Consider the following 13922-nt stretch of genomic DNA (forward strand, 5'->3'; position numbering starts at 1 on the left):
TTTTCCGGACAAGGCGCAGAATGCGGTTCAATCACCTGTCCTTTTGCTCGGAATATAGTGTACAATAGGCGATGAGGTGAAGGACAAAACATGTTCCTTAAACGGATAGAGCTATCGGGTTTCAAATCGTTTGCCGACAAGACGGAAATGGAATTCGTGCGCGGCATTACGGCGGTGGTGGGGCCGAACGGCAGCGGCAAAAGCAACATTTCCGACGGCATTCGCTGGGTGCTTGGCGAACAAAGCGCCAAAAGCTTGCGCGGCGGCAAGATGGAAGACATTATCTTCGCCGGGAGCGACGCGCGCAAGGCGGTCAACTATGGCGAGGTGTCGCTGACGCTCGACAACTCCGACGGCACGCTCCCGCTCGAATATCAGGAAGTGACCGTAACGCGGCGGGTTCACCGCAGCGGCGAGAGCGAATATTTGATCAACAAGCAGCCGTGCAGGCTGAAGGATATAACCGAACTGTTTATGGATACGGGCATCGGCAAGGAAGCGTACTCGATTATCGGGCAGGGCCGCATCGAAGAGATATTGAGTACCCGCTCCGAGGACAGGCGGGGCATTTTCGAGGAAGCTTCCGGCATCGTCAAGTACAAATCGCGCAAGCGCGAAGCGCAGCGGAAGCTCGATGACACGGAGCAGAACCTGTTGCGCATCCACGATCTCGTATCCGAGCTGGAGGATCAGGTCGGACCGCTAAAGGAACAATCGGACAAGGCGCTCCAGTACAAGGCATGGAAGGAACAGCTGAAAACGAAAGAAATTTCGATGTACGTCTATCAGATCGAACAGGCGCATGCGAACTGGAAGGAGACGAACGACCGCCTGACCGAGCTGAAGGAGGAGGAGCTGGCGCTCTCTACGGTCGTCAGCAAGCACGACGCCTTGCTGGAGAAGGATCGCCAGCGGCTTCGCGAGCTGGAGCAGGACATCGAAGCGCTGCACGAGACGATGCTCAAGTACAGCGAGGAGTACGAGAAGTGCGAAGGCTACGGGGAAGTGCTCAAGGAACGGAAGCGCAATCTGGAGCAGAACCGGAAGCAGCTTGAGGAATCGATCGCCGCGATGGACGGCAAAATCGCCGGGCTCATTCGCGAGGAAGCCGAATTTCGCGGCAAGGCCGCTTCTCTCGAGCAGCAGCTCGAAGAGCTGCGGCAAGCGGTGGAGCGCGAAGAGAAAGAGCTGCTCGGCGCGCTCGGCGGCGCGGGCATGAAGGCGGAGGAGACGCTCAAAGGCGAGCTGCTCGAGGTGCTCAGCACGATGGCCCAGCTGCGTAACGAAATCCGCTATGCGCGGCAGCAGGACGAAACGATTCAGCGGCGGCTGGAGCGTCTGTCCGAAGAGGAAACGAAATGGCTGCAGCAGCACGAGAAGGTCGCGGCGCGGCGCGCCGAGCTGAAGGAGCGGCTGGACCGCACCTTGGCGGAGATCGAGGAGCTTCGGCGGCAGTATGCCAAGGAGGCGCAGCAGTACCAGTCGGTGCAAAAGCTGCTGGAAGAGGCGCAAGGGACGCTGCGCCAATGGGAGCAGAAGCTGGAGGCGCTTATTTCCCGCCGCGACACGATGAAGGAGATGCAGGACGCGCTCGACGGCTTCATGCAGGGCGTCCGCGAGGTGCTGAAAGCTTCGCGCCGTACGTCGGGCGGATTGTCCGGCGTGCACGGCGCCGTCGCCGAGCTGATCCGGGTTCCCGAGAAGCTGGAGATCGCCGTGGAGACCGCGCTCGGCGGCGCGTTGCAGCATATCGTCATGGAGGACGAGCGGAGCGCTCGCGAAGCGATCGCCTTTCTGAAGCAGCGGCAGCTCGGGCGGGCGACGTTTCTGCCGCTTGACGTCATACGCGGCCGTCAGGTGCCGGAGAGCGACAAGCGGCTGGCCGCCGGGGCGGACGGCTTCGTCGGCGTCGCCGCAGAGCTGGTCGAGTGCGAGCCGAGATATGCTTCGATCGTCCAAAACTTGCTTGGCAGCGTGCTGATCGCCGATACGCTGGAACATGCCAACCGGATCGCCGCGAAGTGCGGCTACCGCTACCGGGTCGTGACGCTGGAAGGCGACGTCGTCAACGCCGGCGGTTCGATGACCGGCGGAAGCTTGCAGAAACGGGGAGCGAATCTGCTGGGCCGCCAGCGCCAGATTGATCTGCTCAATCGCGACATCGCCGGGACGAAAGAGCAGATCGGCAAGCTGCGGGACAAGCTGGACGATCTGCGCAAGGAGCAGTCGATCCGGCAGCAGAACATCGATGCGAACCGGGAAGCCGGCGAGAAGCGGCGCATCGAGGAACAGCAGATCCGCGCCGAGCTTCAGCAGCTTGAGCACGAGGCGAAGCAGCTCGAGGACCAGCGCAAGCTGTTCGATGCCGATCTTAGCGGGCACAAGGAGGAGCGCGAGCAGCTGCGCCGTTCGGCTGACGAAGCGGAGAAGCGGTTGGCCGAGCTGGCTGCCGAGGAGGAGCGTCTTCAAGAGGAGATCCGCGCCGCGGAAATGCGGCGCAAAGCGAGCGAGTCGGCCAAGGAGGAGCTCCAGGAGCAGCTGACCGACCTGAAAATCCGGCTGGCCAAGACCGATCAGGAGAAGCAATCGTACGAGGAGCAGGCGGCTCGTATTCGCACCGATATCCGCAGTTCGCGGGAGGAGCTGAACGGGTTGCGTCAGCTGCTCGCGCAGCAGGAAGAGGAGCAGCGGCGCAACGAGGAAGAAACGGTGAAGCAGATCGAGGAGCTGAATCATCTCGGGCTGAAGAAGCGCGAATGCGCGGAGAAGACCGATCTGAAGCGTTCCGAGCGGGCGGACATGCTGCGCGGGTTGGAGCAGGGCGAAAGCGAAACGAAGGAGCAGCGCGTGCGGCTGAGGCAGGTCGAAGAGCGCGTGCGGCAAACGGAAATCGCCGTCAACCGGCTCGATGTCGAGCTGGAAAATTTGCTGCGCAAGCTGAGCGAGGATTACGAGCTGGGCTACGAGCTGGCGCGGGAGCGCTACCCCGTGCCGGAAGACGTGCCCGCGACGCAGCAGGAAGTGCGCGAGCTGAAGCGCCAGATCGCTTCGCTCGGCGAGGTGAATCTGGGCGCCATCGAAGAGTATCAGCGGGTGAAAGAACGGTACGAATTTTGAACGAGCAGAAGAACGACCTGATCGAGGCGAAAACGGCGCTGTATCAGGTCATCCGCGAGATGGACGAGGAGATGGCGAAGCGGTTCCGCGCCACGTTCGAAGCGATTCGGGGCCATTTCGTCGTCGTATTCTCCAAGCTGTTCGGAGGCGGGCGGGCCGATCTGATTCTGGTCGAGCCTGACCGCATTTTGGAGACGGGCATCGATATCGTCGCCCAGCCGCCGGGCAAAAAGCTGCAAAATTTGCAGCTTCTCTCCGGAGGCGAGCGGGCGCTGACCGCTATCGCGCTGCTGTTCGCCATCCTGCTTGTCAAGCCGGTTCCGTTCTGCGTGCTCGACGAGGTCGAAGCGGCGCTCGACGAGGCGAACGTGTCGCGTTTTGCCCAGTACTTAAGGGAATTTTCGGAAGAAACGCAGTTTATCGTCGTGACCCACCGCAAAGGGACGATGGAAGAGGCGGATGTGCTGTACGGCGTAACGATGGAAGAAGGCGGCGTTTCCAAGCTCGTGTCGGTGCGGCTCGAGGACGAGGGAGCGGAGTCGGAGCCGGCATAAACCAAGGCGCGGGCAAACGCGCGTAAAGCGGCCGCGTCGGACGGTCCGGCGAAAGGCGCGCAATGACTGAACGTAAGGAGAAGTGCGTACAATGAGTTTTTTAAACGGCTGAAGGAAAGCATCTCGGCGAAAACCGAGGCGGTGACGAACAAATTCAAGGAAGGGCTCTCCAAAACGCGGGTCGCCTTCGTGGAACGCGTCGAAGAATTGATTACCAGGCGCAAAAAATCGACGAGGAGTTTTATGAGGAGCTCGAGGAAATTTTGATCGGCGCCGATGTCGGGGTTCATACCGTGATGGAGCTGATCGACGACCTGCGGGCGGAAGTGAGGAAGCGGAAGATCGAGGATGCGTCCGAGCTGCAGCCGATATTGTCGGAGAAGCTTGTCGAACTGCTGAAAGGAGACGGCGATCCGGGGCTGCGCATGGCGGACAGCGGCATTACGGTCATCCTGTTCGTCGGCGTCAACGGCGTCGGCAAGACGACGACGATCGGCAAGCTGGCGCACCGCTTCAAGAGCGAAGGCAAAAGCGTTCTGCTCGCGGCCGGCGACACGTTCCGGGCGGGGGCGATCGAGCAATTGGAAGTTTGGGGACAGCGGGTCGGCGTCGATGTCATCAAGCAGCAGTCCGGTTCCGATCCGGCCGCGGTCATGTTCGACGCAGTCAAGGCGGCGAAGCAGCGAAACGTCGATGTTTTGCTGTGCGATACGGCGGGACGGCTGCAAAACAAGACGAATCTGATGGAAGAGCTGAACAAAATTTTCCGCGTTATCCAGCGCGAAATCCCCGGCGCGCCGCATGAAGTGCTGCTTGTGCTCGATGCGACGACCGGCCAGAACGCGCTTAACCAGGCGAAGCTGTTCGGCGAGAAGAGCGGTGTCACCGGTCTTGTTCTGACGAAGCTGGACGGAACCGCGAAAGGCGGCATCGTCATCGCGATTCGCAACGAGCTGAAGCTGCCGGTCAAATTCGTCGGGCTCGGCGAAAAGATGGACGATCTGCAGCAGTTCGATTCCGAGCAGTTCGTCCATGCGCTGTTCGCCGGACTGATACGCGATGCGGGGGATCGGGACGACGCAGGCCGCGCCGAAGCGGACCGCGACGGCGAACGGTAAAGCCGCGCTGGTCGTAACGGGCCGCGCCGAACGACGGACCGCGACGGTGAACGGTAAAGCCGTGGGGTCGTTCCGCCGAACGACGGATCGCGACGATGAACGGTAAAGCCGCGCTGGCCGTTCCGCCGGTCGACGGATCGGGACGTTGAACGGTAAGCCGCACAGAGCACAGATCGTCCGCCGGACGACTGTCCGAAGCTCCGACAGAGTGACAAGGTTCAAATCTTGACACCTTGCAGTCGATCCGGTAATATAGATGAGGTAATGCGAAGGTGTAAAGGGTTATCCCTTGACGGAAGGAGCGGCTGTTATGACGGTGCGCGAACCGGATGCCCTTGCAAAGACGAACCGGATCAATATGCTGATCGATTTTTACGAGCCGCTGCTGACCGACAAGCAGCGAACGTTTCTGAAATATTATTTTCATGACGACTTCACCCTCGGTGAAATCGCCGCCGAATCGGGTATCAGCCGCCAGGCGGTCTATGAGCATGTGAAGCGCGCCAGCCTGATGCTGGAATCGTACGAGGAAAAGCTCGGGCTGCTTGCGCGGCATAATTCGCTCGTCGGCTGGATCGGCAAGCTGGAGGAGACTGCCGGTTTGCTTCCGGAGAATAGCGAAGCGCGGATGCGGCTGCTCGAAATTGCGGAAGGGCTGAAGCAGTCGGAGCAAATAGGGAAAACGGTGGTGAACGAACATGGCGTTTGAAGGGTTAACGAGCCGGCTGCAGGACGTGTTCAGCAAGCTGAGGGGCAAAGGCAAAGTGTCGGAGGAAGACGTAAACGAAGCGATGCGCGAAGTGCGGCTTGCGCTGCTCGAGGCCGACGTCAACTTCAAGGTGGTGAAAGATTTCATCGCCAAGGTGAAGGAACGGGCGGTCGGCCAGGAAGTCATGAAGAGCTTCACGCCCGGCATGGTCGTCGTCGATATCGTCAACAAGGAACTGACCGAGCTGATGGGCGGCACGCAGAGCAAACTGGCCAAAGCCGCCAAGCCGCCGACCGTCATTATGATGGTGGGGCTTCAGGGCGCCGGGAAGACGACGACGAGCGGCAAGCTGGCGCGGCTGCTGCAGAAGAGCAACCACAAGCCGCTGCTCGTCGCGGCCGACATTTACCGTCCTGCGGCGATCAAGCAGCTCCAGGTGCTCGGCGAGCAGATCAAGGCGCCGGTATTCGCGATGGGCGATCAGGTATCGCCGGTCGAAATCGCGCGGTCCGCTTTGCAGCACGCGAAGGAGAACGGCAACGATTACGTCATCATCGACACCGCCGGCCGGCTGCATATTGACGAAGCGCTCATGGAAGAGCTGAAGCAAATCCATGAGACGGTGAAGCCGGACGAGGTGCTGCTGGTCGTCGACGCGATGACCGGACAGGACGCCGTCAACGTGGCGAAGAGCTTCCATGAGCAGTTGGAGCTGACGGGCGTCGTACTGACGAAGCTGGACGGCGATACCCGCGGCGGCGCCGCGCTGTCGGTCAAAGCCGTAACCGGCTGCCCGATCAAGTTCGCCGCGCTTGGCGAGAAGATCGATTCCCTCGAGCCGTTCCATCCGGAACGGATGGCTTCCCGGATTCTCGGCATGGGCGACATGCTGTCGCTGATCGAGAAGGCGCAGCAGACGATCGACGCGGACAAGGCGGCGGAGATGGAGCGCAAAATGCGCAACGCCGAATTTACGTTCGACGACTTTCTGGAGCAGATGGAGCAGGTGCGCAAGCTCGGTCCGCTGGATCAGATTCTGGAGATGCTGCCCGGTATGAACAAGGTGAAAGGCCTTAAAGATATGAAGGTCGACGAGCGTCAGCTCGGACGGGTTGAGGCGATCGTCCGGTCGATGACCAAGGAAGAGAAGCGCAAACCCGAAATTTTGAATTATAGCCGCCGCCGCCGTATCGCTGCGGGCAGCGGAACGTCGATTGCGGATGTGAACCGGCTCATCAAGCAGTTTGACGATATGCGCAAAATGATGAAGCAGTTTTCATCCATGATGGGACCGAAAGGCCCGAAAGGCGGGCTGAAAGGGCTCAAAGGAATAATGGGCAAAGGGTTCAAGTTCCCGTTCGGCTGAGACGGGCGTCATTCGACGGGCGTTCCGGCGCAGCTGAGGGTGCTGCCCGTGCATAGCGCCCCTGCAGGGCCTTATCCGGGCGCCGCCGAGGGCTCGGCGCGCTTACGAAGCAAGGTTTCACTTCGTGAAACCTAAGCGGATGCTTACGAAGAAAGGTTTCACTTCGTGAAACCTTTTAAGGAGGTGAAAATCATGGCAGTTCGTATTCGTCTGAAACGTATGGGTGCGCACAAAGCGCCGTTCTACCGTGTCGTCGTATCCGATTCCCGTTCGCCCCGCGACGGTCGCTTCATCGAAGAAATCGGCACGTACAATCCGGTTGCGCAGCCTGCGCAAGTGAACATTAATGAAGAAAAAGCGCTGAAATGGCTCCAAAACGGAGCGCAAGCTTCCGATACGGTTCGCAACCTGCTGTCCAAAGCAGGCATCATGACCAAGTTCCATGAGCTGAAGCAACAGAAATAACTGTTGAAAAGCGGAGGGCCTTGAGATGAAAGAATTAATTCTTGTCATAGCGAAGGCTTTAGTGGATCATCCGGAAGATGTGCGCGTCAATGAGCGAGAGGACGACCGTGGAACCGTTTATGAGCTGTCCGTTCACGAGTCGGATATCGGCAAAGTGATCGGCAAACAGGGGCGTATCGCCAAGGCGATGCGCACGGTGGTGTCATCCGCCGCCGTCAAGTCTCAGAAGCGTGTCATCGTCGACATCATATCGTAAGGCGCGGGCAACTGCGGCGCGAGGGGTTAGGATGAATGTCCTAACCCTTTTTCGTCCAATATAGAAGGAACGGTTTGGAACGAAAGGCGGAACATGCAATGGCAGACCAATGGTTAACGGTAGGCAAAGTAGTGAATACCCACGGCATCCGCGGTGAAATCAAAGTCTTATCGCAGACCGATTTCCCCGACGTTCGCTTTGCGCCCGGCAGCCGGCTCACGCTGCTTGACGAGCAGCGCGGCACGGCGGTGCCGGTTGAGGTGGCCGGCTCCCGCCTTCACAAAAATGTTTATATCCTCAAGCTGAACGGATTCGACAACATCAATGATGTGGAGAAATATAAAGGCTGGAGCCTGAAAGTGTCCCGGGACGATCAAGTCGAACTGGAAGAAGGCGAGTATTACTATCACGAAATTATCGGATGCCGCGTCGTGACGGAGGACGGCGAGACGCTTGGCGAAGTGGCGGAAATATTGACTCCCGGCGCCAACGACGTCTGGGTTGTCAAACGTCCGCCGGGCAAGGGCAAGCCCGTTCTTCTGCCGGTTATTGACGATGTCGTACTCGATGTGGACGTCGCGGAGCGCAAAGTGACGGTCCGGTTGCTGGAAGGGCTGATCTGAACGGATGAAAATCGATGTGTTGACGCTGTTTCCGGAAATGTTCGAAGGCGTTTTCGGGACGAGCATTTTGGGGAAGGCGCGGGAGAAAGGCATCGTCGAGCTGAGGACGATCAATTTCCGCGAGTATGCGAACAACAAGCATCAAACGGTTGACGATGCCCCCTATGGCGGAGGCGGCGGCATGGTGCTGAAGCCGGAACCGATGTTCGCGGCGGTGGAAGCGCTGACCGAAGGAGCGGCGAAGCCGCCGCGCGTCATTCTGATGTGTCCGCAGGGAGAGCCGTACACGCAGCGGAAAGCCGAGGAATTGTCCCGAGCGGAACATCTGGTGTTCATATGCGGCCATTATGAAGGCTACGACGAGCGCATTCGCGAGCATCTCGTCACCGACGAACTGTCGATCGGCGACTATGTGCTGACAGGCGGCGAGCTGCCGGCGATGGTCGTCATCGACAGCGTCGTGCGCCTTCTCCCCGGCGTGCTGGGCAACGAAACGTCGGCGGTGACCGATTCGTTCAGCACCGGTCTGCTGGAATATCCGCATTATACGCGTCCGGCCGTATTTCGCGGCTGGGAAGTGCCGGAAGTGCTGATGTCCGGTCATCACGGACGAATCGAAGCTTGGCGGCGGGAACAGTCGCTGCTGCGCACGCTGCGGCGTCGTCCGGATTTGCTGGAAAAAGCGGAACTGACCGACAAGGAGCGGGAATGGCTGGCATCGGTCGAACGGAACGAAGGGGCGTGCCGGGAGCGGAACGAGCAAAAGTCTGACGGTTGAATAACTCCTTACATTTTTGACAAACTATGTTGGAATCGCCGTTAAGGCGTCATTTCCCTAAGGAGGTAATTCACGATGTCATTGATTCCCCAGGATTCGTTCCGCAATCTGGACAGCTGGAGGCGCGATTTGGACCGCTGGTTCAACGAGCTCCCCTCCTTTATTCGAGGCGAACATCGCCTGTCGCACCGGATCGACGTGCATGAGACCGACGACGAAATCGTGGCGACGTGCGAGCTGCCCGGTCTGGAAAAGAAGGAAGATATCGATATTGACGTACAAGGCAACGTGTTGACCGTTTCCGGGACAGTCAACCGTTCGCATGAGGTGAAAGAGGAGCAAATCTACCATCAGGAACGGTTTTACGGACGGTTTCAGCGCTCGATAACGCTTCCCGCGGCTGTGAATGAAGATGCGGTGAAAGCGAGCTATAAAAACGGTGTACTTGAAATTCGTATGCCGAAGCTGCAGCAGCCGAAAAACGGATCGACATCGATTTTCACTAGGTTTGAAGACATTATCGAGACAGCGGGAATAAAACGTTCAAGAATAAAGATGCGCCCATAGTTTTAGTTGTGTTTTGCCAGGAGTTGTGGTAAAATTTCTGGTGTTGTCTGTATTAGTCGGACGGTCCGCTATCGGCCATGACCCCGCACGCGGAAGTGCGGGCGAGCTTATATGAACGTCTGTTGGGGAAGGAGGGAATCCTGGTGGGTATTTTGCAAGAGATTACGCAAGAGCAACTGCGCAAAGACATTCCCAGCTTTCGTCCCGGCGACACGCTGAAGGTGTACGTAAAAGTCATCGAGGGATCCCGCGAGCGGATTCAGCTTTTCGAAGGCGTCGTCATCAAGCGTCGCGGCGGTGGCATCAGCGAAACGTTTACGGTTCGTAAAATTTCGTATGGTGTCGGCGTGGAAAGAACGTTCCCGCTGCATTCGCCGAAAATCGACCGGATCGAAGTGGCTCGCCGCGGTAAAGTTCGCCGCGCGAAACTGTACTACCTGCGCAATCTGCGCGGTAAGGCCGCAAGAATTAAAGAGATCCGCTAAGGACAAACGTCAAGGGGGCTTGCACAAACAAGTCCCTTTTCGTTTTCATAGGCGGCTTTCGGATGCCGCTCTCTCATTTCGAAACATTCCGGCAGGAGTTTATTCTTATTCCGGCAAGAAAGAAGGCTTGATGGATGGATCAGCAGCGACATACCGATCGTGTGGAGTCGGACGAGCGTCCGCTGGAGACGGCCGGACAGACCGGTCAAGGTGACGGGGCGTTCTCCCAGGCCGGCAGCCGGACGGCGGAGTCCGGCAAAAGGCGAACGCCAGCAAGGCGGGCAAGGAAGCGCTGGAATGGTTAAAGGCGCTCGTCATTGCCGGCATCCTCGTGTTTGTCATACGCTGGTTTTTGTTCGCGCCATTTATAGTGGAAGGCCCTTCGATGCTGCCGAACTTCGAATCCGGGGAACGGCTTATCGTCAACAAAATCATTTATGATATCCGGGAGCCCAAGCGCGGAGAGGTCATCGTATTCCACGTGCCGGAAGAAGGCCGCGACTTCATCAAGCGCGTCATCGGCGTTCCCGGCGACCGAATCCGGCTGGAAGGCGACGATCTGTACATTAACGGCGAGAAAGTGGAAGAGCCGTACTTGCGGGAAGCGATCGCGGAAGCGAAAGCACGGGGAACGCTGTACAATGAAGGCGGTCCGAATTTCCCGAACGATTGGGTGAAAGAGGACACCGTTCCTGAGGACTCGATATTTGTTATGGGGGACAATCGATCCAACAGCCAGGACAGCCGGATGATCGGGTTTGTGTCCGAGAAAGAAATCGTCGGCCGGGCCGATCTCATTTTCTGGCCGCTTAATAAGCTGGCGTTTGTCAACCATTAACGAGAACGAAAATAAAGCGAACCGGAAGAAAGCGTTGAGGTGATGCCGTGACTATCCAGTGGTTTCCCGGTCATATGACCAAAGCCCGCCGGCAAATCGAGCAGAAGCTGAAGCTGATCGACATCGCGATCGAGCTGCTCGACGCCCGCATTCCGCTTTCCAGCAGAAATCCGATGGTGGATGATATTCTCCGAAACAAACCGCGGCTCGTCGTCATGACGAAAGCCGATTTGGCCGATCCGCGCGAGACGGATAAGTGGATCGCCCATTTTGCCGCGAAAGGATTGGCCAGCGTGGCAGTCGACGCCAACACCGGCACCCGGATCGGGGACATCGCGTCAAAGGCGAAAGAATTGCTGCATGAAAAGAGAGAACGCCAGCGGGCGAAAGGAATGAATCCCCGGGCGATCCGCGCGCTGATCGTCGGTATACCGAACGTCGGCAAATCGACGCTCATTAACCGGCTGGCGGGCCGCAACGTCGCCATTACGGGAGACCGTCCCGGGGTGACGAAGGGCCAGCAGTGGATCCGGGTCGGCTCGGAGATGGAGCTGCTCGATACGCCGGGCATATTGTGGCCGAAGTTCGAGGACCAACTGGTCGGTTACCGGCTGGCCATGACAGGGGCGATCAAAGAGCAGATTTTGAATGTGGAAGATGTGGCGTTTCATGCGATCCGGGAGCTGTCCGGACGATATTGGGACGCGCTCAGCAAGCGTTTCGGCATCGAACAACCGCCCGCAGACTTGGACGATCCGCAAGAAATCGTCCGTGTGATGGAGGATATCGGGCGCAAGCGGGGCTGCCTCGTCAGCGGCGGCCGCGTAGATCTGGAGAAAGCTTCCGGCATTATTTTGCGGGAGCTGCGGGCCGGCAAGCTGGGCCGCATTACGCTGGAGTCGCCTGACGACTTGTAAAAGCGCGCCAGAGACTTCGGCATCTACTCGGGGGAGGAATATGCTGGACTACGAGTTTTCAGCGTGGGAACGGGGCTACGAGCGGGTGGCCGGCGTCGATGAGGTCGGCAGAGGCTGCCTGTTCGGGGATGTCGTCGCCGCCGCGGTCATTTTGCCCCGGGATCTCGTTATTGAAGGCATTAACGATTCGAAGAAACTGTCGCAAAAGAAGCGGGAAGAGCTTTACGATACGATTTTAGCGCATGCGGTCGCCTGGTCGGTGGCGCGGGTCGACGCGGCGACGATCGACCGCATCAACATTCGCCAGGCGTCGAGGCTGGCGATGAAGCAGGCGGTCGAAGGTCTGGAACGGCGCCGGATTTTTTGCTTGTCGATGCGGAGCAAGTGGACGTTCCGACCGCCCAACTGGCGGTCATCCATGGCGACGCGCTCAGCCAATCGATAGCGGCGGCCTCGATCGTCGCCAAAGTAACGCGGGACCGGTTGTGCGAGAATGAATGGGACATGCTTTATCCGCAATACGGCATCGCCATACATAAAGGCTACGCGACGAAGCTCCACCGCGAGAAGCTGCGCGAATACGGTCCAAGTCCGATGCACCGGACGTCATTTCTCGGCAAATTGTTTGCCGAGCAGCAGGTATTGTTCTGATCATGCCTCCGATACCCGGCAAGCTGCCGCGTATCGTTTTTTTTTTGCGTTCGGACCGGTGGGAGGGGCATGAGCGGGCTGTGGCCGGGATGACGCGGTGAATAGGGCCCTGGAGGTGCGTTAGTGTGCTGTATAGCTGGGTGGCGTGAGGGAATCGATGCGCCGGCGTGCTGTGAGGCCGTGTAGTGTGAGGGAATAGGGCCTTGGAGTTGGGCTGGCGGGCCGTGTGGTCTTGCGGTGTGATTCGTGCAGCGTCCGATTGAAAACGTTTGCGGTTCCGCCAATGCGCCGGGCTAAGCGTAATATTTTGGATAAATCGGTAAAACGAATGCGAAAAGTGGCCGATAAAAAGTTATAGAAAGCGGGGTGCGACAGGATTGAACATCAGTGAGCTCATGCGCGGGCTGCTCGGAGAGACAAAGGCCGGCGACGGTCGTCTACTGGAGCTGAAAGCCGGCCAGATCGTGAGAGGCGTCATCGTACAGACCGGAGAAAACGGCGAAGCGCTGGTGCAAATGAACGGCGTGCAGGTTCGGGCGAAGCTGGCCGTTCCGCTTCCTGCCGGAACGGCTGCCATGCTTCAGGTTCAGCCTGAATCCACCGGGTCGCTGATCGTGCTGAGGCCGGCGGAGACGGCCGTTCTCCCGCCGTCTCCGGGTCAGCTCAAGGAATGGTTGCAGGCGCTCGGATTGCCCGACAAGGAATGGGCCGCCGAGTTTGTCCGCGATTTGCGCCGCGATGGGTTGTTGACCCGGGAGCATGCGCAAGCGCTCGCCCGGGCCGCTTCGTTCATGCCTCCGGGCGAAGATGCGCACCTATGGATGCGTGCCGCGGCGGAAGGGCTGAACCGCGGTTTTCGTTGACGCCAAGCGTCGTCGCCGCATTGCGTCAGGCTCTATACGGTCAGCCTGTACATGCGCTGATCGCACAGCTGGAGTCGCAGCTGCGCAGCTTTGCCGCGGGGAGCGGAACCGACGGTACGGAAGCCGGAGTCGCCCCCCGAACGCAGGGCGGCGCGGCGGCCGGAACGGGGCGCGAGCTTCCCCCGCCGCGCAGCGGGTGCTGGCGCTGCTCGCCGAAGGAGCGCCGCTGCTGCGGCCGCCTGGCACCGCCGGGCCGGCGGAAGCGTATCCCGCTGCCGCATCGGCTCAGACGTCGGCGGCGAAAAACGGCTCCGCCCCCGCCGGGCCGTCCGCCGGCAGCGGTCACGCCGCCGCTGCCGGGCTCGCGGCGCCGGAGATTGACGGCGCGGCAACGGAGCCGCTGCGTCCGCAGACTACCGGCGGCGACGGGCTCGGCCGGCTGCTGAAGTGGCTTGGCGTCGATTACGAACGCCAACTGCTGTTTCGCACGCCGCTGCACGGAGCCGCGCAACAGGCCGCAGCGCAACAGCAGCAGGCTGCCGGGCATGCGCCGCAAGCCGCGCAGGCGCAAGGCGCCGCTACGCCGCCGCAAGGGCTGCCTGCGCAAGCCGCGCA

Annotated in this window: 11 protein-coding genes and 5 pseudogenes; all 16 read left to right on the forward strand. The window is 59.5% G+C overall.

Annotated features, from left to right (window positions below; all coding sequences use genetic code 11):
• Nucleotides 1-90: 90 nt before the first annotated feature.
• Nucleotides 91-3671, forward strand: a pseudogene (smc, locus tag PACILC2_RS16215) (chromosome segregation protein SMC).
• A 66-nt stretch (nt 3672-3737) separates the two neighbouring features.
• Nucleotides 3738-4789 (forward strand): annotated as a pseudogene (ftsY, locus tag PACILC2_RS16220) (signal recognition particle-docking protein FtsY).
• A gap of 310 nt (nt 4790-5099) precedes the next feature.
• Nucleotides 5100-5498, forward strand: a complete 399-nt coding sequence (gene ylxM / locus PACILC2_RS16225; protein WP_372447149.1) for a YlxM family DNA-binding protein — start codon at nt 5100-5102, stop codon at nt 5496-5498.
• Complete coding sequence (gene ffh, locus PACILC2_RS16230) at nt 5488-6864, forward strand: signal recognition particle protein (RefSeq protein ID WP_213529518.1); 1377 nt, start codon at nt 5488-5490, stop codon at nt 6862-6864. The genes ylxM and ffh overlap by 11 nt, the downstream gene beginning before the upstream one ends.
• Before the next feature lie 192 nt (nt 6865-7056).
• Nucleotides 7057-7329, forward strand: a complete 273-nt coding sequence (gene rpsP, locus PACILC2_RS16235; protein WP_062492540.1) for a 30S ribosomal protein S16 — start codon at nt 7057-7059, stop codon at nt 7327-7329.
• A gap of 25 nt (nt 7330-7354) precedes the next feature.
• A complete protein-coding gene (locus PACILC2_RS16240; RefSeq protein WP_062492541.1) occupies nt 7355-7585 on the forward strand; it encodes a KH domain-containing protein in 231 nt (76 codons plus the stop codon).
• A 98-nt stretch (nt 7586-7683) separates the two neighbouring features.
• Complete coding sequence (gene rimM / locus PACILC2_RS16245) at nt 7684-8208, forward strand: ribosome maturation factor RimM (protein ID WP_062492542.1); 525 nt, start codon at nt 7684-7686, stop codon at nt 8206-8208.
• A 4-nt stretch (nt 8209-8212) separates the two neighbouring features.
• Nucleotides 8213-8986, forward strand: a complete 774-nt coding sequence (trmD, locus tag PACILC2_RS16250) for a tRNA (guanosine(37)-N1)-methyltransferase TrmD (RefSeq protein WP_213529520.1) — start codon at nt 8213-8215, stop codon at nt 8984-8986.
• 75 nt (nt 8987-9061) lie between these two features.
• Nucleotides 9062-9492 (forward strand): annotated as a pseudogene (locus PACILC2_RS16255) (Hsp20/alpha crystallin family protein).
• A 204-nt stretch (nt 9493-9696) separates the two neighbouring features.
• Complete coding sequence (gene rplS / locus PACILC2_RS16260; protein ID WP_062492545.1) at nt 9697-10038, forward strand: 50S ribosomal protein L19; 342 nt, start codon at nt 9697-9699, stop codon at nt 10036-10038.
• A 134-nt stretch (nt 10039-10172) separates the two neighbouring features.
• On the forward strand, nt 10173-10343 hold the full coding sequence (locus PACILC2_RS16265) for a hypothetical protein (protein ID WP_213529524.1): 171 nt from the start codon (nt 10173-10175) through the stop codon (nt 10341-10343).
• 26 nt (nt 10344-10369) lie between these two features.
• On the forward strand, nt 10370-10876 hold the full coding sequence (lepB, locus tag PACILC2_RS16270; RefSeq protein ID WP_372447150.1) for a signal peptidase I: 507 nt from the start codon (nt 10370-10372) through the stop codon (nt 10874-10876).
• Nucleotides 10877-10923: 47 nt separating this feature from the next.
• Nucleotides 10924-11793, forward strand: a complete 870-nt coding sequence (ylqF, locus tag PACILC2_RS16275; RefSeq protein WP_062492547.1) for a ribosome biogenesis GTPase YlqF — start codon at nt 10924-10926, stop codon at nt 11791-11793.
• A gap of 40 nt (nt 11794-11833) precedes the next feature.
• Nucleotides 11834-12444, forward strand: a pseudogene (rnhB, locus tag PACILC2_RS16280) (ribonuclease HII).
• A 377-nt stretch (nt 12445-12821) separates the two neighbouring features.
• A complete protein-coding gene (locus tag PACILC2_RS16285) occupies nt 12822-13307 on the forward strand; it encodes a TP0910 N-terminal domain-containing protein (protein ID WP_213529526.1) in 486 nt (161 codons plus the stop codon).
• 196 nt (nt 13308-13503) lie between these two features.
• Nucleotides 13504-13922, forward strand: a pseudogene (locus PACILC2_RS16290) (hypothetical protein); the annotation flags it as partial.

This window comes from Paenibacillus cisolokensis, from assembly GCF_018403665.1.
Lineage (GTDB): Bacteria > Bacillota > Bacilli > Paenibacillales > Paenibacillaceae > Paenibacillus_AH > Paenibacillus_AH cisolokensis.

What these genes read in the sequence shown, in the direction of transcription:
- ylxM (WP_372447149.1), top strand. Translation starts at nt 5,100, where the DNA reads ATGACGGTGCGCGAACCGGATGCCCTTGCAAAGACGAACCGGATCAAT.
- ffh (WP_213529518.1), top strand. Translation starts at nt 5,488, where the DNA reads ATGGCGTTTGAAGGGTTAACGAGCCGGCTGCAGGACGTGTTCAGCAAG.
- rpsP (WP_062492540.1), top strand. Translation starts at nt 7,057, where the DNA reads ATGGCAGTTCGTATTCGTCTGAAACGTATGGGTGCGCACAAAGCGCCG.
- PACILC2_RS16240 (WP_062492541.1), top strand. Translation starts at nt 7,355, where the DNA reads ATGAAAGAATTAATTCTTGTCATAGCGAAGGCTTTAGTGGATCATCCG.
- rimM (WP_062492542.1), top strand. Translation starts at nt 7,684, where the DNA reads ATGGCAGACCAATGGTTAACGGTAGGCAAAGTAGTGAATACCCACGGC.
- trmD (WP_213529520.1), top strand. Translation starts at nt 8,213, where the DNA reads ATGAAAATCGATGTGTTGACGCTGTTTCCGGAAATGTTCGAAGGCGTT.
- PACILC2_RS16265 (WP_213529524.1), top strand. Translation starts at nt 10,173, where the DNA reads ATGGATCAGCAGCGACATACCGATCGTGTGGAGTCGGACGAGCGTCCG.